The following is a 20,483-nucleotide window of genomic DNA, read 5'->3' on the forward strand; positions in this document are numbered from 1 at the left end:
GCGGTAGTATCAAGCACGGCCCCCGCTCGTTCCCCCAGTTGAACCTGGGGCTTGCTTGCTGCTGTTCGTCAGTCCGAAACCTTGACCGCTTTCAGATACTATTGCACGCCGACTCGGTGTTTCGTTGCACCTGGTTCGCTTATCAGGCCCGGTTTATTCCCTCACTGATCGTTCACTCACTGTTTTTTACCACCACACCCAATGGAGGGCGCTGCCGATGCTCAGCAGAAACTTCGGCCAGAATTTGCCTGATCCATTTATGCAGGCCAGAAAAATGTGTTCGCTCAGTCCAATACATATCGATGGCTATGGGCACCTCCAGCGGGAAAGGCTTGGTCACAAGTCCATCACCTAATACGTTCGCCAGCCGCCCTGGGATGGTAGCCACAAGGTCACTGCCTCGAATCATTTGACCCAGGTTGTCGTGGCTGGGGATAGAGAGATCCGGGGCAAGGTTGATACCTTGTAGACGCAGGACAGAATAGAACAAGGCCTCCCAGTGTCCGTTGTGGGTAACCGCAATATGCTTGGCGTTGCAAAATTGCTCCAAGCTCAGCGGCTGATCTGCCAGATAATTATCAACATCCATCAAACAGATATATTGATCTGTAAATAGATTACGTCGATAAAAAACGTCCCCTATGATCGCCACTGGGCCGAGCAGGATATCGACCGTATTCTCCAAGAGCTGACGCTTGCCATCAACAGCCGCCTCATGCAGATCGATTTTGATATGGGGTGCTTCACGCCTAATACGCCGAACCGCTTCCGGGATCAGTGCTCGTCTTTCATGATAGTTACAACTGATAACAACCCTACCCTGCGCTTCCTTCGGCTCAAAATCCTTCTTTGATGCCAATCGATCAAGGGTTGTCAGAATATCCCGCACCTCTTCAACGATTTCGTGGCAACGATCGGTAGGTTCAATCTTGTTTCCGGTACGCACAAACAGAGGGTCTTCGAAACTGTCGCGCAGAATTTTCATGGTGTAGCTGGCGGTCGATTGATTGATCCCGATTAGATGGGCAGCTTCGGTAAACGAACCACGCTCATAAATCGTAACGAGAGTCCTGAACATATTTATATCGAGCTTCTCAAGCTTCTTCATACACGTACCAGCCAGCACATTTAATATTTAGATGACCTGAATCTAAACCATACCATTGCTCAATACAGATTACCTCCCTAAAGTCTCATACAACAAAAATAAATAAATATGGAGCTGTAGATGCCCAACATCCCCGTAATTGGCGATGTCACCATGTCTGACATTCTGGCCAACCCCTACCCCATTTATGCCCGTGCTCAACAGATGGGCCCTGTCGTTCGTGTAGAAGCCGCAAACCTGATGCTGGTAACACGGTTTGACGACATCATGGAAGTTGAGCGCGATCCCGTTACCTACTCTTCCGAAAACCCCCACTCTCTGGTGGTAAAAGTCTGCGGCCCCAACCTGATGCGTAAGGATGGTGAAGAGCATCAGGTAGAGCGTAAGGCGGTGGAACCCTCTTTGCGTCCCGGTACGGCAAAGCGCTGCTGGGCGCCCAAGCTGGAGGATATCGTCGATGAGATTATCGAGGCCTTCGAAAAAGATGGTGAAGCTGATCTGTTTGACGCTTATGCCAGCCCGATGGCAGCCCGTGCTCTGGTGGCTGTTCTGGGTCTGGGTGATGTAGATTGGCAGACGGTTGCCCGCTGGTCTCAGGCGATGATGGATGGCAACGGCAACTATGGCAACGATCCGGAAATCGCACGCCGTGCGAAACAGGCGACCGATGAGATCGAACAAGCCATCGACGCCATGATCCCCTACCATCTGGAAAATCCAAACGAATCGGCTTTGTCGTCGCTGCTGCAGGCCGACCAAAGTAAAAAGCAGATCTACGGTAATGTAAAAGTCTTTATCGGCGGAGGCCATAACGAGCCACGCGATGCGATCCTGACACTTGTCCTGGGCCTGCTGCAGAACCCGGATCAATTAGCCAAAGTCAAGGAAGACCCCAGCCTATGGGAAAAGGGCTTTGAAGAAGCCGTACGCTGGATTTCGCCGATCGGCATGTATCCGCGCCTGGTTACCCAAGATGTGGAGCTCTCCGGCGTTCAGCTTAAAAAAGGTGATCAGATTGGCCTGTGCATAGGCGCTGCCAACCATGACCCTACACACTTCGACTCCCCTGAGAAGTTCGATATTTTCCGTCCAAAACAGCCCCATTTAGCGTTCGGCGCCGGTGCGCACTTCTGCGCCGGAACCTGGGTAGCACGTATTTTAGTATCAAAACTGGCTGTCCCACGTTTATTCGAACGCCTTCCGAATCTTCGTTTGAAAGATCCTGAAGCGGTAAAAATCAGTGGTTGGGTTTTCCGGGGCCCTACCTCCTTGCCAGTCGTTTGGGACGCTAAGTAGTAGGTGCTGTCATGACAATAATTACATTTGTACAACCTTCAGGTAGTAAAGCGACGGTCGAAGTGACCGAAGGCCTCTCGTTGATGGAAGCTGCGTTGCACAATGGCGTCGAAGGAATTCTGGCTGAATGCAACGGTGCGGCTGCGTGCGCTACCTGCCATGTGGTGCTGCCGAAAGAGGTTTATGACCGGCTGGATGCACCGGAAGATCATGAAGAAGATATGCTGGATTTCACCACGGCTGACCGTCAACCCTGTAGTCGCCTAAGCTGCCAGGTCAGTATTTCTGAAGATATGAACGGCATGGTCGTACATATCCCGGGCGAATAACCGCTCCTTCTCTGGTGGCGGTTTGACACCTGTCTCCGCCGCCTCGTCTGTTAATTCGACACCCTGTTAAACGGGATAAATGCCGAACAGGATCGGAGATGAGAAATGCAAACTGTAGTCATGATCGGTGCGGGGCAGGCTAGTTTAGCTTGTGCTGCAAAATTACGATCTAAAGGCTTTGACGGAGAGATTATTATAATTGGTGATGAACCAAATCTTCCTTATCAACGCCCACCGCTTTCCAAGGCTTATTTATTAGGGAAAGTCGAAAATGAACGTTTATTACTGCGCCCGCAAGCCTGGTATGAAAAAGAAAAAATCGAGTTACTAACGTCCAATAAAGTTGAACGAATTGACCGCAGCAACAAAAATATTGAGCTGTCTGACGGCCGCTTACAAAAATATGATGCTCTTGTCATCGCCACTGGATCAGCTGCCCGCAACCTACCGCTATCGATGACCCGTTCAATATCGGGCATCCATACCATCAGAGACCTGGCCGACATTGAAAGACTGCGCCCCGAATTGGACGTGGCCAAAAACATGGTGGTAATCGGCGGTGGATACATCGGACTGGAGATGGCCGCCGTTGCCAAAGGCTTGGGGCTGGAGGTTAATGTCATCGAAGTCGCACCCAATATTTTGGGACGTGTCGCATCGAAAGAGACCGCCGATTACATATTGAAACTGCATCAGGATCAGGGTGTTCAATTTCATGTAGGCGAGCAGATCAAGGAGCTGACTGGCGAAGAAAAAATTCAGTCGGTGGTTCTTGAAAACGGCAAAGAGATACGGGCTGATATTGTCGTCGCCGGCATTGGCGCTATGCCCAGGGTAGAACTTGCCGAACAAGCCGACCTGGAGATCGCCAACGGAATTCTTGTCAACGAGCTTGGCCAAACCTCCGATTCAGATATTTACGCGATTGGCGATTGCGCCTGCTACCGCTTGCAAAACGGTGATATCCGCCTGGAAAGTGTCGGTAACGCTATCGATACCGGCGAACTTGTCGCCTGTAACATTCTTGGTGAAACGGTTTCCTACGAGCCTAAACCCTGGTTCTGGTCCGATCAGTTCGATATGAAACTGCAGATCGCAGGGCGGATTTCCACCCAGGACTGCGTCACTGTCCGCGACGTCGAAGGTGAAGGGCGCTCCCATTGGTACCACCGCGATGGGCAGTTGGTCGCTGTCGATGCCCTCAACGCGCCACGTGCCTACCTGATCGGACGCAAGATGGTTTTAAACGGCTTGTCACCAACTGGGGAGCAGCTAGCCAACCGACAGAAATCACTGAAAGAGATCTTCGAGAGTTTATGAATCGAGCAGTAGACCGCTGAAAAAGACCTACTCCTCCTTTTATGAAGCTTAATTTCGCAAAGCGTGAGAAAGATGGAAAAAACATTAGATACATCAATTAAGATCAATGCACCGGCCCATGTAATCTGGGCCATATTGGATGACATTGAACGATATCCCGAATGGAACCCTCTGGTCCCTGAGCTGAAGGGAAAAACGATGGTTGGCCGCCAGGTGGAAGGTATCTTGACTCGCGAAGGTATGCCCACCGTTCCACTGAAGCCGACGCTGACAGCTATTGTCGGTGCAAGAGAGCTACGCTGGCTCTCCGAGCGCCCCACTCCCGGCGAGTTTCGTGCAGAGCACTACTTCGTTCTGGAACAGAATGATGACGGTACAACCACCCTTATCCATAACGAAGATTTTTCCGGAACCTTCCTGACTCAGGTCTGGGATGGGATCAATACTCTGGGGCGTGCGGCTTACATCAGGATGAACGAAGCCCTGAAGGAGCGTGCAGAAGCGTTGGCCACCGAAGAACCCTATGTCCACGCCAGCCTTGATAACACACCGTCAGATAAGGTTTCGCTGCAGGGAAAAACCCTGAAATGCTCATGCGCGGAAAACCCTGTCGTTATCAACGTCAATGCGCCGATTTACCATAACCACCTGTGCGGCTGTAGCAAATGCTGGAAGCCTGAGGATGCGTTGCTGGCGTTGATCGCAGTCGTGGCGGATGGACAGCTGACCGTTGCAGAGAATAACGACAAGCTGCAGATTGTCGATGAAACCCAATCCATCAAGCGCTATGCCTGCTCATCCTGCGGCACGCATATGTACGGTACGGTTGAAGACAGGGATCATCACTTTTACGGTCTGAACTTCATCCACCCTGAACTGGTGACAGATGGCCAGATACCGGTACCTGAATTTGCGGCGTTTGTTTCCTCGTTGGTTGAAACCGGATTGGAACCGGCTCAGATGGTTTCAATTCGTACCAAACTTGAGGACCTCGGGATCCCATCCTACGACGTATTTTCTCCGGAAATCATGGACCTGATCGCCTGGCATAAGGTCAAACTGGAAAAGTGCGACCAGTAGAGATATGGCATGGAATGCCGGGTATCGATCGCCGTTACCCGGTTACGTTTACCGCCCCTCTTCGGTAAACGTCGTGCTCAACCGTTAAAGCGATCTTTCCCGGGGTGTTGCAGTAGTAATCATGATGGTTACTGCAGAGTGGCGCTTTCCTGCAGGCGCAAAGCGGCGGTCACATTCTTCAATGTGCCCCTGATGTGCGCATCCAACAGTTCCGCAGCGCCCTTTGCATCCCGCTCCAACGCAATATCCATCAGCCGCTGGTGCTCATCGCTCTTATTGCGAACCGCGGTGCGATGAAGTGCAGAGTAGCGCCTATAACGCTCGGCCTGATCGAATAGAGAATCGATCAGCCGCAGCAGACGATCTGACTTGCACGCGGAAAAAAGCGCGAAGTGAAACGCTTTGTGGCGCTCGGTCCAGTCATCGTCCAGCACTACGGAACGCCCAGCCAATTTCTTCTCCGCCACCCTCAGACGATGGAAAGCACCAATCACGTCGGCTTCCCAAGCATCGTCGCCATTCTCGATTGCATCGACCAGCGCCTCACACTCCAGCAAACATCGCAACCGCGTGATCTGCTCGAAGTCGTCGATTGTAAGACTGGAGACTCTAAAACCCCTGTTTTCACTGGCAACGACCACGCCTTCCTGCGATAGACGATTCAGTGCCTCACGAATGGGAGAGCTGCTCAGGCCATAAGACTTGGACAGGTTGGCTACCTTGAGCTTCTCACCGGGAGCAAGCTCACAACAGATGATCGCTTTCTTCATCTGCTGAAAGGCCACCTCAATGAGTGATCCTTCTTGGGTGTTTTGCATGGTAATGGTTACCTAAAACTAATAATTGAGTAAATTTTATGCGCAAAATTTTATTTGTGCAATTTTTAGCCGCACCTCCAAGTAGCTTTCCCCCCCCCCCCCGCCATATCCTGCCATTAAGCCTTTTTCGGCCATTTTTACGGGTGTAAATGTGCCCTGCCAACTCAACCACCGCTTGACTAAAAATTTACATAGCTATATTTTGTGCATAAAGAAAGATTTTGTATTAATATTATAATTAAAAACATATTACCTATTATTATGCGTAACAATATCCACTTCAGGGGACCGCATGCGAACACGTTTGGAGCTAGACGCAGCTGAGATAGACAGCATGATCGCTGCAGCGAACGACGAGGCATCCTGCAATAGCTGGGCTGTCTCTATCGCCGTAGTTGATGAAGGCGGGCATCTCCTGGCATTTCGTCGTCTGCCCGGCGCATCACGCTCCTCCGTCCAGATCTCGATCGACAAGGCCCGTAGCGCTTCGCTGACACGCCGTCCTACCAGTTTTTTTGAACAGATGCTGCAGGAGGGCAAAGCCGGTACCCCCACACTCCATGACGTCATCCCCATGGCAGGGGGACTGCCGATCGAGGTCCAGGGACAAGTCGTAGGTGGCATTGCCGTCAGTGGCGTGAAATCTGAATTTGATGTGCAGATCGCACAAGCTGGGCTAAACGCCCTCAGTTAATTTCTCTTCCATTTCAACGCAGCAACAGGAGATCGGCACAACAGACCACCCAGATACGCTCGCTCAACGCGTTCGATAGCAAACCCAAAAATAAAGATAAGAATGCAAAAGAGGTTTTCATGACTACGCCTAGAAAGATCCAGGTAAACTGGAACTGCTTTCGACTACCCCTGTACACCGCAGGCATCGCTGCAGCACTGCTGACTTCGTTCAACACCTACGCGTTTCAGATCGATACTGGCGACTCTGGAGTAAAAGCCAGTTGGGAAAATACTATTAAGTACAGCACAGCCTTCCGTGTCTCCGATCTTGATGAAAGCGTTGCCGCTACCAGCACCAATCCAAACGTCGATGATGGCGATCGCAACTTCGATAAGGGACTGATCTCCAATCGTCTCGATCTTCTCTCTGAATTCAACATCCGTTATCAGAACATTGGGGCTCGTATCAGTGCCGCCGCTTGGTACGACGACGTCTACAACAACTCCAACGACAACGACTCCCCCGCCACCTTCAATGGGCTGAGCGTGGATAACGATGAGTTCACCGACGATACCAAGGAGCTGCACGGCCGTGATATCGAGCTGCTCGACGCCTTTGTCTACGGCTCTACCAATATCGGTTCATCTCACATCTCGGCTCGCCTGGGTCAGTTCACCGAGATCTACGGCGAAAGCCTGTTCTTCGGCGCCAACGGTATCGCTAGCGCTCAGGGGCCGGTCGATCTAATCAAGCTGCAATCGGTCCCCGGCTCGCAATTCAAGGAGATCTTGAGACCCGTTCCACAGCTATCCACCAGCCTGCATCTGAGCAACGGCATCAACCTCGGCGCCTATTACCAGTTTGGCTGGGAAAAAACGCGACTTCCCGCATCAGGGAGCTACTTCAGCAATGGTGATTTTGTCGGCGAAGGTGCAGAAACCGTCAACATAGGCTTCCCGTTGATTCACGCATCCGACCTCGAGGCAAAAGACTCAGGTCAGTTCGGTGTACAGATGAAGTTTTCCTACAATGACTGGGATTTCGGCCTGTATGCAGCCAAATACCACGCCAAAACTCCCCAGTTTTACTGGCAGCCCGCTTTCGCAGGTGGTGACGACACCTATAAAGCGGTGTATGCGGAGGATATCAAAACCTATGGCGCTAGCTTCAGCACCCTGGTGGGCGAAGCCAACGTGGCAGGTGAAGTGTCTGTCCGTATCGATACCCCATTGGCCGCCCACGGTGGTGTAGTGTTCGGTGCCCCGCTCAGTGCTGACAACGGCGATAATGCTGCTTACCCAGTGGGTAACTCCCTGCATGCTCAACTCTCGATGATCGACCTCTACGGCGAGAGCAGCCTCTGGGACGCCGCTGCGCTCGTCGGCGAAGTGGCGTACAACCGTCGTCTCAGCGTGAAGAAGAACAAGGCGATGCTCGATCCGAACTCGACTCGTGACGCCGTGTCACTGCGCTTCACCTTCGAGCCTCAGTACTTCCAGGTGATACCCGGCGTAGATCTGCAGGTTCCGATCACCGTCGGCTATACCCCTTACGGCCGTTCATCGGTCACCCCGCTGGCCTTTGCACCTGAGCATGGCGGCGATATCACCATCGGTGTCAAAGCTGACTATCAGAAAACCTGGTACGGCTCGCTGAGCTACACCAACTTCTTCGGTAGTGGCGGCCCTATTGTGCGCTCCGACAACAACTACAGCTTCGACCAAACCATGGCGGATCGTGACTTCATTGCTCTCTCGATCCAGCGCAAGTTCTGAGCCCCTCTCTTCAGGAGAATAATATGAATAAGTACCTTCTGGCTTTTTCCGCGAGTCTCACGCTTGGGCTCGCATCCTCTTCCTCTTTTGCAGCGGTATCCGCCGACCAGGCCGCCGAGCTCAAGAGTAAGCTTACCCCTCTGGGCGCCGAGCGTGCAGCGAACGCCGACGGCAGCATCCCAGCTTGGGATGGCGGTATGACGCAGGACCCTGGTGGCGCCAAATTCGGCGATGTACCTGCCGATCCGTTTCCTGGCGAGAAACCACTGTTCCGCATAACTGCCGAGAACGCGGCTCAGTACGCTGACAAACTGACCGACGGTACCAAAGCGCTGATGCAGAAATACCCGGACAAGTTCTTTGTCGATGTCTACCCGACTCACCGTACCGCAGCGGCACCGGACTGGGTGTATAACAATACGCTGAAGAACGCCACCGACTGCAAACTGACCGACAACGGTCTGTCGGTAGACGACTGCTATGGAGGCATCCCCTTCCCGATTCCGCAGAACGGTAGCGAAGCGATCTGGAACACCCTTCTGCGCGTCGAAGCCGAGTCGGTGGAAATGGGTTACGTCAACATAGTCGGTAACGCTGACGGCACGCGTACCCTGGCCAGCCGAGGCGTGGAGAACTGGCAGTACCCCTACTACTACAAGGAGGGTGACGCGGCCGATTGGTCTGGTCTCTATGTACTACTGCGCTTCCTGACCAACGAACCACCCTACAAGGCAGGGGAATCGTTGGTCACTCACGACAGCATTGACCCCAAATCACCCCGTTCAGCCTGGCAGTACCTGGTTGGCCAACGTCGCGTGCGCCGTGCGCCGACTGTGGGTTACGACACCCCTGACTTCGTAGCATCGGGCGCTAACTACTTTGACGAGGTGCAGGGCTTTATCGGCCACCCGGACCGGTACGACTGGAAACTGATCGGTAAGCAGGAGATGTACATCCCCTACAACACCAACAAGTTCCACAGCGAGAAACCGGACGACGCCTTCTCCGAAGACGTACTGAACTCCGAAAAGATGCGCTGGGAACTGCACCGTGTCTGGGTTGTGGAGGCCAACGTATCTGAAGGCAAGCGCCATGCCGTACCCAAGCGCCGCTTTTACATCGATGAGGACAGCTGGACCGTGAGTCTGGTCGATGGCTATGACGCAGAAGACAAGCTCTGGCGCGTAACTCAGGTGATGCCTTTCGTCGTACCGTCAATACCGGCTGTCGTGGTTAAGCCCATCGTGGTTTACAACCTGCAGGGCGGCATCTACAGCGTGGTACAGGGACTGAATGGCGAAAGCTATGAAGTAGTGCCTCGGAAAAACGATTACTTCTTCACCGGTAACTCCATGATTTCGGACTCCGTCCGCTGATCACTGCCGGGACCGGAGCGCTTACCCACTCCCAAAATAAGTGTGCGCTCCGTTCAGCCGAACTCGAGGTTCTACATCATGCAAAAAGAATACAAACAACCGACTCGGTACTCCCACATGTCACTGGCTGTTCTTTCGGTGCTTGGTCTCAGCGCAGCCCTGCTGTCACCGAGTGCAGTAACTGCAGCAAGTGCAGAAATCAGCAACAACCTCTACGAACAGACTGCCATATCCAGCGGTCTGGCCTCGCACTCGTTGATGTTGGATGTGGCGGATACCGGGGATCGCCTCGTCTCTGTCGGTGAACGCGGGTTCATTCTAATCTCCGACGATGCTGGCCGTTCCTGGCAACAGATTCAGTCGCCGGTGAGCGTTACCCTGACACGGGTGGTTTTCGCGACTCCGCAGCAGGGCTGGGCTGTCGGTCATGCCGGTGTCGTCCTGCATACCAAGGATGGCGGACTGACGTGGCAGAAGCAGCTAGATGGCATGCGCATCGCGGAGCTTGAGGTTACCGCAGCAACGGATGCCTACAACCTCGATCCCAACCAGGAAAACGAGTTCAAACTGAAGATGGCTAAGCGTCTGGTCGAAGACGGGCCGGACAAGCCACTGCTAAACCTCTATTTCTCCGATGCGCATAACGGCATGGTGATTGGTGCCTACGGTCTGGCACTGACAACAGAGGATGGTGGCGCCAGCTGGCACAGCATCAGTAATCATCTCGATAACCCTTCCGGATTGCATCTGTACGATATCATCGAGAACAACGGCACCCTGTATATCGCCGGGGAACAGGGACTATTACTCGCCTCTTACGACGGCGGCGGCTCTTTTGAGGAGCTGAATTCACCCTCCATGGGCTCTCTATTCGGCCTGGTAAGCACTGAAAACGGCGCGATAGTCATATACGGACTCCGCGGTGGAATCTATCTCTCCGAGGACAGCGGCGACTCCTGGCAGGAGATCCCCAACCGCCTGCCCATTACCATTACCGCCGGTGCCCGCCTGCAGGATGGCAGCCTGCTGTTGCTCGACGAGTCGGGACGGACTCTGCGCAGTAGCGACAACGGCCACAGCTTCAGCGCCACCCCCATAGCCGAACCTACCTACCTGACCGGGCTGACTCAGACACAGGATGGTGAACTAATCCTCACCGGTCTGCGCGGCCCGATACGGCTAGCCGAAGGCAGCCACGATAGGGAGTCCTGACAGTGAATGCGCCCATGAACAAACAACCGATAGAATCCGTGACCCATCAAACCGCCTTCGATAGACATTCTGGCAACATCATTGAGCGAGTCCTGTTCAATAACCGGATCGCGGTGATCGCAGTCTGCCTGCTTGTCAGCCTATTTCTGGGCTATCAGGCACTCGGGCTCAAACTGAACGCCGCGTTTGAGAAGATGATCCCGATCGATCACCCCTACATCCAGAACTACTTCGAGAACCGAACCCAGCTGGGCCAGGGCAGTAATGTGCTACGCATCGCGGTCAGCACCACCGAGGGTACGATATACGACGCCGACTATCTGGATACACTGAAGAAGATCAGCGACGAGGCGTTCCTGATCAAGGGTGTCGACCGCCCCTACATGAAATCCCTGTGGACGCCGGCCACTCGCTGGATCGGTGTAACGGAAGAGGGATTCGACGGCGGTCCGGTGATTCCTGACAGCTATGACGGTTCGACACAGAGCCTGGAACAGGTACAGCAGAATGTGGACCGCTCTGGCGAGATAGGCCGACTGGTCGCTGCGGACCTTAAATCCAGCATCGTGCTGCTGCCACTGCAGGACGCTGCAGCGACCGGATCCGAAGAGGCCAAACCGATCGATTATGAGGCTCTCTCGCAGCGCTTGGAAGAGATCCGTAAGACCTACGAAAGCGATACGATCAAGATCCATATCACCGGTTTTGCTAAAGTCGTTGGAGACCTGATCGACGGTCTACAGCTAATGCAGCTCTTCTTCGGCATGACGCTGGCGATCTGTACTCTGGTGCTGCTCTGGTACACCCGCTGCGTACGCAGCACGGCGCTAGTGTTATCCTGCTCACTGATCGCGGTAGTCTGGCTGCTGGGCCTGCTGCCTCTACTAGGCTTTGATCTGGACCCCTACTCTATATTGGTGCCCTTCCTGGTATTCGCTATCGGCCTGAGTCATGGCGCCCAGAAGATGAACGGCATCATGCAGCAGATCGGCCGTGGATCGGAGAAATACGCCGCCGCACGACTCACCTTCCGCCGCCTTTTCCCGACCGGCATGATGGCGCTGACTACCGACGCCGTAGGTTTTGCCGTACTGATGGTGATCCATATCCCGGTTATCCAGGATCTGGCTCTGACCGCCACCATCGGCGTAATGATATTGATCCTGACCAACCTGATCGTTTTGCCGATACTGCTCTCCTACACTGGCGTCAGCAAAAAGGCAGCAGCACGGGAAGCGGAATCCGCCCGTGTCGACCCGCACGATACCGAGCATCAGCGCCACCCGACCTGGGCGTTTCTCGATCACTTTACCACCAAACGCTGGGCAAGCATTGTCGTAGTGGTGGCCATCGTACTGGGTGCCGGTGGCTTCATCATCAGTTCCAAGGTAAAAGTGGGAGACTTGGATCCCGGTGCACCGGAGCTACGCGCCGACTCGCGCTACAACCGTGACAACGCTTTCATGGTGGCCAACTACGCCGCCAGTAGCGACCGGTATGTGGTGATGGTCAAGACACCACTGTATTACTGCGCTAACTACGACACACTGGTCAAAGTGGATGCGCTGGAAGCCCAATTGCAGCAGCTGCCGGGTGTGGTATCGACCAGTTCGCTGGCGGCGCTGAGCAAGTACGCGGCGGCAGGCATGAACGAGGGCAGCATGACCTGGTACGAGATCCCCCGTAACCAGGGCCTGTTGAACGCCATCATCACCCGCGCGCCGCGCGAGCTGTTCAACCAGAACTGTGACCTGATGACGATAAACGTGTTCCTGTCAGATCATAAGGCCGACACGCTGAACCGCGTCGTAGATTTGGTCGACAAGTTCGCAGCCGCCAACAATACAGACGATATCCGGTTTATGTCTGCCGCCGGTAACGCCGGTATCGCCGCAGCCACTAATATCGTCGTGGAGCAGGCCAACACGCAGATGTTGATTCTGGTGTACGCAGCAGTAATCGTGCTCTGCTACCTGACCTTCCGCAACCTACGTGCGGTGGTCTGCACCGTACTGCCGCTGATGCTGACCTCTATTTTGTGTCAGGCACTGATGGTGGAGCTGGATATAGGCTTGAAGGTTGCAACACTGCCAGTTATCGCTCTGGGTGTCGGTATCGGCGTGGACTACTCGCTCTATATCCTGAGTATCACGTTGAACAACCTTCGCCAGGGTGCCCCACTATCCAACGCCTATTACGCAGCACTGCTTTCCACCGGCAAGGTCGTAATCCTGACCGGTATCACGCTCGGCATTGCCGTTGCCACTTGGTCGCTGTCACCGATCAAGTTCCAAGCCGATATGGGCATCTTGCTCGCCTTCATGTTCATCTGGAACATGCTCGGCGCGCTGATCCTGACACCCGCGCTGGCCAGACTGCTGCTGCCAAGCATGAGCAAGGCATCCAGCGAGGAACCGGCGACGGCCATGAGAGCAGTCAGCGAATAATCCTTTTCCGCGCCCGCAACTTTCCGCCGCTCTTGCGGCGGCTTTTTTCTTGATGGGGTAAAGACCCGGAAAAGCCGACGGATGGATTGAGACCACACCACCTGCACAATATTCCGGCAACGCTTCGGCGGTCGTTCCTCGTGTACGCGGCCTCGACCCACAGATCCTAACCCTGGAACAACGGGTCTTGATCGCCAATGCGACTAAACGGGCCGTATCGGTTTACCAGCGATTACCGACTGAAGAAAGATAGAGTTATGACAGCGAATACATCGGAAAAGCCTACATCCCTAGCAGAAAAAATATCAACGACGGCATTGGTCTGTGTTGTAACCAGTGTATTAATTCAAGCCACCTCTAGTCTGAAAGATGCGGTCTGGGTCGCCTCTGTCGGGTTGGTCATCTATTGGGGGCTGGAGGCGCGTCGTACCGGCAACATTGGAAAGATTATTCTAGCGACAGCCTGCGCCCTCACCGTCGCCGCGATATCCACTCTGCCTCAGCCACTTACCGTAATTAGCCATGCATTGGCCGAATCCAGCTTTGTTATCGGGTTGTTCATCTCATTGGGATTGCTGCGCGAGGCGGCGGACAGTTCACCGCTGATACAGGCCTGTGGTGAGAGCATCGTCAAGCAGCCCCCAAGACGCCGCTACCTCGCGTTGACGTTTGGCAGTCATGCAATTGCAATCATCCTAAACTTTGGAGTGATGCCGCTGCTGGGTGTGATGATTAACAAGGGCAACACACTCGTTGCGGCTGACAACGACCCCGATCTTAAAGCCGCCCGCCAGAAAAGCATGATGATGGCGATCTTCAGGGGATTTGCTCTGATGACCGCTTGGTCGCCACTGTCGATCGTGTTCGCTATCGCGCAGTCGATACTGCTTGAGGTGCCTTGGTGGCAACTGATGGGGTTGCAGTTCGTGATCACAATGGTGCTGATACTGTTCGGGGCGCTGCTAGATACCAGGCATAGACCACAGTCCGAAGCTCTCGACCAACCCGAAACCGGCACCAGCAGCCCCCTGATGTGGCTGGCGCTGCTGATCGGCGCGATCGTCTGCGTATCGATCCTGATCGCCGAACTCTTGGGTGCGCGGATGGTTATCGGAGCCATGCTGACGATCCCGCTTTCGGCCTGGGGCTGGTTGATAGTTCAGGAATCGCACAAGGGGATTGACGCGCCTATAGCAGCCAGCAAACGGCTGGCAACGCGTGTCTCCAAATCTTTTCCCGGCAGCCGAAACGAGGTCGCGTTGATCGGTGGTTCGATGTATACCGGGATTGTAGGCGCCTCGATGCTGCCATCTGATTTGGTTGGCGACTTCCTTTCAAGTGTCGGTATTCCTCCGGTGGTGCTAGCGATAGGTATGGCGTGGGCAATGATGATTTTGGCTCAGATCGGCATCTCTCAAATCATCACCCTGGCATTCTTTGCAGGGTCGATTCAGGTATTGGCAGAGATGGGCCTTAATCCGCTTGTTACTGTTAGTGGTTTAATGACCGCTTGGGCGCTTTCTATATGCACCACTCCCGTCGGAGCGGGCGTAAACATCGTATCAAGACTAAGTGATGTTCCGGTACAAACGATAATACGAGAATGGAACTCAATGTATGTATTAGGGGGAGCACTAATTGTTGGTGTCTGGATGGTTTTAATCTCTTTCATGCTTTAGGATTGATGCCCAAGCAGACAGTAAAGAAGCGGCTGCTCCCAACTAAGTGGCACACTGCTCAGTTCCCAATAGGGGCGATGTACTAAGCGGTCGTTCGTGGCAAATATACCCCCCGATCCGGAGAACTCTATACGTCTAGAACGTTCCTATTGTTCTGGCTCTATCTGAAGACCGGCGTATTTCTCGCCAAACAAACTCTGACAATTGAACGTGGTGCGTCTGAGCACAGCGGCAGCTATGTATATGGACTCCTCCGGTTTCGCAATGCAGAGCTGGCTCAGAGTAAAGACGCGTACGTATATCCGGTTTCTGACGGAGAAGCTATCTCCTAACCCACTATGTATGCGCATCCCGATTCCTCTTTGGGTCGTTGGTCTCCAGGCCTCAAAGCTGAACAGGTTTGATCAGGATGGATATCTCTATCTGATATTGGCTTGCTTGCGGAACATGTCACTTCTTCTATCTTTAGCTCACTCTGCTACCAGGCTACCCTTCTGGCTTATCCGGTACTCAGTGCCCTTGGTCAACAATGCCCATGCCGTACTACATTTTTATTAGCCAGCGCGACGGCTGCTTTTCCGTATCCCGCTCGCTGAATCAACTCCCAGAGCCACCGCTGCTTTGGTGTTTTGGGCTCTTTCAGCTTATGCACATACGCCCGAGCACCCTGTATCAGCACCGATCTCAAACGGTGATTGGCTACATGCTTGCTGATTCCAATCATGTTTGCTCTTCCCCCGCTACTGTACTGTTTAGGTGTCAGGCCGATGTAAGCTGAGTATTCGCGACCATTTTTGAAAGCTTCACCGGTCCCTAGAGTAGAAAACAACAACACCGCACTTATTGGCCCGACGCCCTCTATAGCCGTCAGGCGATTACAGCCATCATTTTGCTTCACAATCTGTTTAACCTGCTCGTTGAGGAAATCGATATCCTCCCGGAGTTTCAGATACCGATTAAACATACGGTGCAAAGTGGGTCGGTAGATGTGGGGAACACCGTTCTCTGCATCTTCGAGGACGAATGGAATCCGATAGTTTAGGGCAGCAAAACCTTTCGGAATCACCACACCGAACTCCAGAAGCAGCCCGCGAATGTGATTCGAGAGTGAGGTTCGTTCCTGAACCAATAGTTCACGCGAACGCTGTATCGCTTGAATGCCCTGCTGCTCAATAGTCTTGAGTGGTGCTTCCTTAATGTTGGGACGGTTCGCCGCTTCAGCGACGGCCAATGCATCATTTTTATCTGTCTTATGACCTTGCCTAAATGGCGTCACCGCTTTTGCCGGAATGATCTTGGTACGATGCCCCTGCGCTTGGGCATACCTCGCCCAATAATGGGCGGTCGCACACGCTTCAAATGCAACAAGGGATGGCTTTTGCTTCGCAAGGAACTCAGCGAATTTGGTACGTGTTAGCTCGGTATTCTGAAGCTCAATACCGGATGTCGAGACGATGGAAGATTGGATGACGTTTTTGGCTAAATCGACGCCAATGGTATTTGTCGTGGCCATGCCTGAAGCCCTCTTTTTTATTGTTCTTGATCGAACCTAAGACTAGCGCCGATCAGGGGAGGAGGAGGAGTCCATACATTGGGTCGAAAGTGACGTCTGAAGCCGATCCCTGCAACGTCCGCTATGCGAAATCAAGCCCCTTTAACCCCAGCTCCCTACCAGGTGCAAAGAACAGTGAGGAAGGCATCACCGTGCCCCCCATCTCCCACCAAACTCAAATAGTCACTATCAAAAGATGTCCGTCTGGCCCGTTTCGGTGATTTGTCGCTTCTTCTGCTCCGCTCGGTGGCACAAGTACAAGAGGAAACAGGCCTGGCTAATGCGCTCTTCTGTAACCATCCAACGGGCCAAACGACCGCGGCGCTGCTGCACAATCACCCGAAGATTGCCAAAGGACAGTATTTCAGGATCGTACGCGGCCAACTCCAGCGCCTTCCGGAAATCAACCCGGCTCGCGGTTTCCATGACCTGAATATAGGCGTTATCAAGTACAGATCGGTCTCGTTCTTCAATGAACCCGATAGGCGTGAACCGGCGGACCTGATCGGTCAGTGTTCGCTTCATCGGGAACAACAGCCGCTGCACCATGACGATCACTGCTGCACCCCCAAAGCCCTCGAGCACGAAACTACCGAAAGCCTGGACAGTGTTCGCAATGTCTTCGTCTGGAATCACAGGTGCGTACCAGAACAGCACAAGCAAGCTCACCAGAAGAAATACGCTGATTGCCCATGCGAAGACCCGCTGACGCGCCGTTGACCGGCCATACATCAGCAGGACGGATACATCGAGATTTTGGAAATGCATCAAGAGTTTTGCCCTATAAGGTTGCGTTGCTGCCAATGATGAAAACATAGGTTTCGATACTTACAAGGGTAGAGCTTGGCGCCTTGTGGCAATTCTGTGTAGAATTTTAACTGTATATATAAACAGTATTTAGGCGTGCGTGTGATGAGTGTAGTGATCCTGGGGCAGTCCCTTAATCCGGAAGGTTTGTCCGTCCAACCCTTACGTATCCCTCTGTATCTGGAACACGTTGCTGCAGGCTTCCCCTCGCCCGCTCAGGACTATGTTGAAGACACTCTTGATCTGAATGAGCTGTGTATCCAACGCCCAGCTGCGACCTTCTTTGTTCGTGTCGAAGGTGAGTCTATGACGGGTGCGGGAATCTTTCCAAAGGACATTCTGGTTGTGGACCGTTCACTGACTGCTACTCACGGGGATATTGTGATCGCCTGTATCCACGGTGAAATGACAGTTAAAGAGCTGGAGCTGAAACCTTGCGTTCGTTTGCTGCCACACAATCCAAAGTATTCCCCGATCGATATCTCCGCCGAATCCGAGTTGGAAATATTCGGTGTCGTCACCAACGTGGTGCGTCGTGTCCGGCGGTCTCCCTGAACGATGGCCAATAGCATCTTCGCACTGGTGGACTGCAATAACTTCTATGCCTCTGTAGAGCGCCTATTCAGACCGGACCTCAAACACACCCCTATCGTCGTGCTTTCAAATAATGACGGCTGTGTTGTAGCCCGCTCCCCCGAAGCCAAAGCGCTTGGCATAAAGATGGGCACCCCTTTCTTCCAAATTCAGGATCTGGTCCGCCAACACGGCATAGTGGCATTCTCCTCGAATTACGCACTCTATTCTGATATCAGCTCCAGAGTGATGAGCATTCTGGAGGAACTAGCCCCCAGAGTAGAGGTTTACTCGATAGATGAATCCTTCATGGGTCTGAGCGGGGTAGCAAATGCGGTTGCTCTGGAGGACTTTGGCTACCAGGTACGATCGACTGTCCAGCAGTGGACCGGTATTACGGTATGCGTAGGTATTGCCCCGACGAAGACGCTTGCAAAATTGGCCAACCATGCGGCCAAGAAGTATCGAGCCACCGGAGGCGTCGTGGATCTAACCAGCACGGTTCGGCAGCAAAAGCTGATGTCGTTGGTTCCCGTCGATGAAGTCTGGGGTATCGGTCGCCGGCTGTCTCACCGGCTGCAGGCGGAAGGAATCAAAACCGCCCAGGACTTAGCCAAATCAAATCCAAAGTGGATCCGGAGAAACTACTCCGTCGTCGTCGAGCGCACCGTGCGAGAGCTTAACGGAGAATCCTGCCTATCACTTGAAGACGTCACCCCAACCAAGCAGCAGATTATCTGCAGCAGATCGTTCGGACAGCGAATCACCGAGTACGAAGACATGCGCCAGGCTATCTGCCAATACACCTCAAGAGCAGCTGAAAAACTGAGAGGAGAGGATCGATCAGCCAAGGTACTGACCTTGTTCATGCGAACCAACCGCTTTAACCCGGATGAACCTCAGTACACTCCCTCACTGAGCACCGAGCTTTCAATTCCAACAGCCGATACCCGGGATTTGGTGGTTGCGGCCATGAGGCTCCTGCAGGCGGCCTGGCGGGATGGGTACCGATACATGAAAGCCGGTGTCATGCTGTCCGACTTCTACGAACCTGGTGTCTATCAGCCAAGCCTGTTTGATGACGCCATATCCCGTCCCAACGCCAAAGCACTCATGTCCGTGGTGGATCGGATCAACAGCAGCGGCAAAGGGAATATCTTCCTTGCCGGACAGGGTACTCAGAAGGCATGGGTTATGAAGCGGGAAAGGCTGTCTCCAGCCTACACGACACGATGGGACGAGATCCCGTTAGTACGATAGCGCCATGGCTACAAACTTCACATTATACATATATGGAGTATACTTAAAATAAGTATATATATGGAGAAAAGGCCATGAGCTCATACCAAGTACCTGCAGCAGCACAGTTAACCCAAAAGCAGGGACATGCGGCTCTGAGAGCAGTGCTGAATATCTTAGAAAAGTGGGGCTGCACCAAAGAGGAAAAGAAGGCCGTTCTGGGTATCGAAGCAGACTCTACGTTCTTCAAGTACCAGAAAGACCCGACCACAGCCAAAGTGTCACGGGACACCATGGAGAGGCTTTCCTATCTACTGAATATCCACGCAGCCCTGAGAATCCTGTTCTCCGAATCTGACTCGGTCTATGGATGGGTTAAAAAGCCCAACAACCACCCGTTTTATGCCGGTCGTAGCGCCTTGGACGTAATGAAGCAAGGCAGAGTTGTTGACCTGTACGAAGTGATGTCTCGACTCAATAGTGAGCGTGGAGGCTGGGCTTAATGGCCGAGCTGACAAGCTTTGATGGCCAAAAATGCTATCGATTAATTCCGAGCAAGTTCCCACCAATCGCGTTATTCGAAGACGTTGCAGATGCGGAGGACTTTGAAAGCTTGTATGCCGTTCAGGAGCTCACAAATCCACGACTGAGAGAGGAAGTCGGGGACCTGAGTCTGGTGCCGGAGAACGAACGAATATTCGGTGTCCCTGGGGCTGGCTATATCATGGCCGCGTTCACTCACATCAACCCCGATGGCAGCCGATTCAGCAACGGCGACTACGGTATTTACTACGGGGCAGCCTCGCTCAACGATGCGATTGAAGAGACCAAATATCATCGAGCAAAGTTCATGAGCTATACAAACGAGCCCGCACAGGAAATCGATATGCGCTGTCTGGTGGCCAGGTTTACCGCTGACCTCACGGATATTCGGTCACCGAAGTATCTGGGCACGCCGCTATATGACCCAATAGATTACAGCCACGGCCAAAAGCTCGGAATGGAGTGTAAGTGTAATAAGATCGACGGCATCGCCTACGCTTCAGTCAGAGGAGAAGGCGACTGCTTTGCCCTGTTGAAACCCAATCTTTTCTCCGATTGCAAACAGGCCAGTCATTTTGGCTACATCTGGGACAGTGAGACCATCACGACGGTTTACAAGAAAGAGCTCAACTTTAAGGGTCCCTAACCGCGCA

Annotated in this window: 17 protein-coding genes and 1 pseudogene; 14 read left to right on the forward strand and 4 right to left on the reverse strand. The window is 53.3% G+C overall.

The annotated features are described in order from the left end of the window. Nucleotides 1-172: 172 nt before the first annotated feature. Nucleotides 173-1,108, reverse strand: a complete 936-nt coding sequence (locus C4S72_RS24520; protein WP_104005848.1) for a LysR family transcriptional regulator — start codon at nt 1,106-1,108, stop codon at nt 173-175. Between the two features lie 120 nt (nt 1,109-1,228). On the opposite strand from C4S72_RS24520, the gene C4S72_RS24525 reads away from it, so the two are divergent. The 4 genes from C4S72_RS24525 to gfa all read left to right on the forward strand — a co-directional run bounded on the left by C4S72_RS24525 (nt 1,229) and on the right by gfa (nt 5,133). Further along, nucleotides 1,229-2,404 (forward strand): cytochrome P450, encoded by a 1,176-nt coding sequence (locus C4S72_RS24525; protein ID WP_104005849.1) that lies wholly within the window; start codon nt 1,229-1,231, stop codon nt 2,402-2,404. 11 nt (nt 2,405-2,415) lie between these two features. Beyond that, nucleotides 2,416-2,733, forward strand: a complete 318-nt coding sequence (locus C4S72_RS24530; protein ID WP_104005850.1) for a 2Fe-2S iron-sulfur cluster-binding protein — start codon at nt 2,416-2,418, stop codon at nt 2,731-2,733. Nucleotides 2,734-2,838: 105 nt separating this feature from the next. After that, nucleotides 2,839-4,053: an NAD(P)/FAD-dependent oxidoreductase gene (locus tag C4S72_RS24535; protein WP_104005851.1), complete on the forward strand. Its 1,215-nt coding sequence runs from the start codon at nt 2,839-2,841 to the stop codon at nt 4,051-4,053. 72 nt (nt 4,054-4,125) lie between these two features. Beyond that, nucleotides 4,126-5,133 (forward strand): S-(hydroxymethyl)glutathione synthase, encoded by a 1,008-nt coding sequence (gfa, locus tag C4S72_RS24540; protein WP_104005852.1) that lies wholly within the window; start codon nt 4,126-4,128, stop codon nt 5,131-5,133. A 128-nt stretch (nt 5,134-5,261) separates the two neighbouring features. On the opposite strand, the gene C4S72_RS24545 is transcribed toward gfa, so the two are convergent. Then, nucleotides 5,262-5,951, reverse strand: a complete 690-nt coding sequence (locus tag C4S72_RS24545) for a GntR family transcriptional regulator (protein WP_104005853.1) — start codon at nt 5,949-5,951, stop codon at nt 5,262-5,264. A 292-nt stretch (nt 5,952-6,243) separates the two neighbouring features. Between C4S72_RS24545 and C4S72_RS24550 the strand changes: the two genes are divergently transcribed. From C4S72_RS24550 to C4S72_RS24575, 6 genes are all read left to right on the forward strand, one after another. Further along, nucleotides 6,244-6,645: a GlcG/HbpS family heme-binding protein gene (locus tag C4S72_RS24550; RefSeq protein WP_104005854.1), complete on the forward strand. Its 402-nt coding sequence runs from the start codon at nt 6,244-6,246 to the stop codon at nt 6,643-6,645. Between the two features lie 119 nt (nt 6,646-6,764). Beyond that, entirely contained in the window at nt 6,765-8,402 is a 1,638-nt protein-coding gene (locus C4S72_RS24555) for a DUF1302 domain-containing protein (RefSeq protein ID WP_104005855.1), read from the forward strand. Nucleotides 8,403-8,425: 23 nt separating this feature from the next. Next, on the forward strand, nt 8,426-9,778 hold the full coding sequence (locus C4S72_RS24560; RefSeq protein ID WP_104005856.1) for a DUF1329 domain-containing protein: 1,353 nt from the start codon (nt 8,426-8,428) through the stop codon (nt 9,776-9,778). Between the two features lie 117 nt (nt 9,779-9,895). Next, nucleotides 9,896-10,990 (forward strand): WD40/YVTN/BNR-like repeat-containing protein, encoded by a 1,095-nt coding sequence (locus tag C4S72_RS24565; protein WP_104005857.1) that lies wholly within the window; start codon nt 9,896-9,898, stop codon nt 10,988-10,990. Between the two features lie 14 nt (nt 10,991-11,004). Continuing rightward, nucleotides 11,005-13,437, forward strand: a complete 2,433-nt coding sequence (locus C4S72_RS24570) for an efflux RND transporter permease subunit (protein ID WP_104005884.1) — start codon at nt 11,005-11,007, stop codon at nt 13,435-13,437. A 257-nt stretch (nt 13,438-13,694) separates the two neighbouring features. Then, on the forward strand, nt 13,695-15,116 hold the full coding sequence (locus C4S72_RS24575) for a hypothetical protein (protein WP_104005858.1): 1,422 nt from the start codon (nt 13,695-13,697) through the stop codon (nt 15,114-15,116). Nucleotides 15,117-15,586: 470 nt separating this feature from the next. Here the strand turns inward: C4S72_RS24575 and C4S72_RS24585 are convergent. Then, nucleotides 15,587-16,629: pseudogene (locus C4S72_RS24585) on the reverse strand (IS110 family RNA-guided transposase). A 228-nt stretch (nt 16,630-16,857) separates the two neighbouring features. After that, a complete protein-coding gene (locus C4S72_RS24590) occupies nt 16,858-17,484 on the reverse strand; it encodes a hypothetical protein (RefSeq protein ID WP_104005860.1) in 627 nt (208 codons plus the stop codon). Between the two features lie 96 nt (nt 17,485-17,580). Here C4S72_RS24590 and umuD point away from each other — a divergent pair, with 96 nt between their 5' ends. The 4 genes from umuD to C4S72_RS24610 all read left to right on the forward strand — a co-directional run bounded on the left by umuD (nt 17,581) and on the right by C4S72_RS24610 (nt 20,476). Continuing rightward, nucleotides 17,581-18,030 (forward strand): translesion error-prone DNA polymerase V autoproteolytic subunit, encoded by a 450-nt coding sequence (gene umuD, locus C4S72_RS24595; RefSeq protein WP_104005861.1) that lies wholly within the window; start codon nt 17,581-17,583, stop codon nt 18,028-18,030. A 3-nt stretch (nt 18,031-18,033) separates the two neighbouring features. Then, nucleotides 18,034-19,308 carry a translesion error-prone DNA polymerase V subunit UmuC gene (gene umuC / locus C4S72_RS24600; RefSeq protein ID WP_104005862.1) on the forward strand — a complete coding sequence of 425 codons (1,275 nt, stop codon included), beginning with the start codon at nt 18,034-18,036 and terminating at the stop codon, nt 19,306-19,308. Between the two features lie 74 nt (nt 19,309-19,382). Beyond that, nucleotides 19,383-19,790: an MbcA/ParS/Xre antitoxin family protein gene (locus C4S72_RS24605; protein ID WP_104005863.1), complete on the forward strand. Its 408-nt coding sequence runs from the start codon at nt 19,383-19,385 to the stop codon at nt 19,788-19,790. After that, the gene (locus tag C4S72_RS24610) at nt 19,790-20,476 is read left to right on the forward strand and encodes an RES family NAD+ phosphorylase (RefSeq protein WP_104005864.1); all 687 of its coding nucleotides are present in this window, start codon (nt 19,790-19,792) and stop codon (nt 20,474-20,476) included. The genes C4S72_RS24605 and C4S72_RS24610 overlap by 1 nt, the downstream gene beginning before the upstream one ends. The last annotated feature ends 7 nt before the right edge of the window (nt 20,477-20,483 follow it).

The sequence above is a fragment of the Marinobacterium lutimaris genome (genome assembly GCF_900108065.1).
In the GTDB taxonomy this organism is placed as follows: Bacteria; Pseudomonadota; Gammaproteobacteria; order Pseudomonadales; family Balneatricaceae; genus Marinobacterium_D; species Marinobacterium_D lutimaris.

Excerpts from the sequence above, each read along its gene's own strand:
- C4S72_RS24520 (WP_104005848.1), bottom strand. The coding sequence starts at position 1,108 with ATGAAGAAGCTTGAGAAGCTCGATATAAATATGTTCAGGACTCTCGTT.
- C4S72_RS24525 (WP_104005849.1), top strand. The coding sequence starts at position 1,229 with ATGCCCAACATCCCCGTAATTGGCGATGTCACCATGTCTGACATTCTG.
- C4S72_RS24530 (WP_104005850.1), top strand. The coding sequence starts at position 2,416 with ATGACAATAATTACATTTGTACAACCTTCAGGTAGTAAAGCGACGGTC.
- C4S72_RS24535 (WP_104005851.1), top strand. The coding sequence starts at position 2,839 with ATGCAAACTGTAGTCATGATCGGTGCGGGGCAGGCTAGTTTAGCTTGT.
- gfa (WP_104005852.1), top strand. The coding sequence starts at position 4,126 with ATGGAAAAAACATTAGATACATCAATTAAGATCAATGCACCGGCCCAT.
- C4S72_RS24545 (WP_104005853.1), bottom strand. The coding sequence starts at position 5,951 with ATGCAAAACACCCAAGAAGGATCACTCATTGAGGTGGCCTTTCAGCAG.
- C4S72_RS24550 (WP_104005854.1), top strand. The coding sequence starts at position 6,244 with ATGCGAACACGTTTGGAGCTAGACGCAGCTGAGATAGACAGCATGATC.
- C4S72_RS24555 (WP_104005855.1), top strand. The coding sequence starts at position 6,765 with ATGACTACGCCTAGAAAGATCCAGGTAAACTGGAACTGCTTTCGACTA.
- C4S72_RS24560 (WP_104005856.1), top strand. The coding sequence starts at position 8,426 with ATGAATAAGTACCTTCTGGCTTTTTCCGCGAGTCTCACGCTTGGGCTC.
- C4S72_RS24565 (WP_104005857.1), top strand. The coding sequence starts at position 9,896 with ATGTCACTGGCTGTTCTTTCGGTGCTTGGTCTCAGCGCAGCCCTGCTG.
- C4S72_RS24570 (WP_104005884.1), top strand. The coding sequence starts at position 11,005 with ATGAACAAACAACCGATAGAATCCGTGACCCATCAAACCGCCTTCGAT.
- C4S72_RS24575 (WP_104005858.1), top strand. The coding sequence starts at position 13,695 with ATGACAGCGAATACATCGGAAAAGCCTACATCCCTAGCAGAAAAAATA.
- C4S72_RS24590 (WP_104005860.1), bottom strand. The coding sequence starts at position 17,484 with ATGTTTTCATCATTGGCAGCAACGCAACCTTATAGGGCAAAACTCTTG.
- umuD (WP_104005861.1), top strand. The coding sequence starts at position 17,581 with ATGAGTGTAGTGATCCTGGGGCAGTCCCTTAATCCGGAAGGTTTGTCC.
- umuC (WP_104005862.1), top strand. The coding sequence starts at position 18,034 with ATGGCCAATAGCATCTTCGCACTGGTGGACTGCAATAACTTCTATGCC.
- C4S72_RS24605 (WP_104005863.1), top strand. The coding sequence starts at position 19,383 with ATGAGCTCATACCAAGTACCTGCAGCAGCACAGTTAACCCAAAAGCAG.
- C4S72_RS24610 (WP_104005864.1), top strand. The coding sequence starts at position 19,790 with ATGGCCGAGCTGACAAGCTTTGATGGCCAAAAATGCTATCGATTAATT.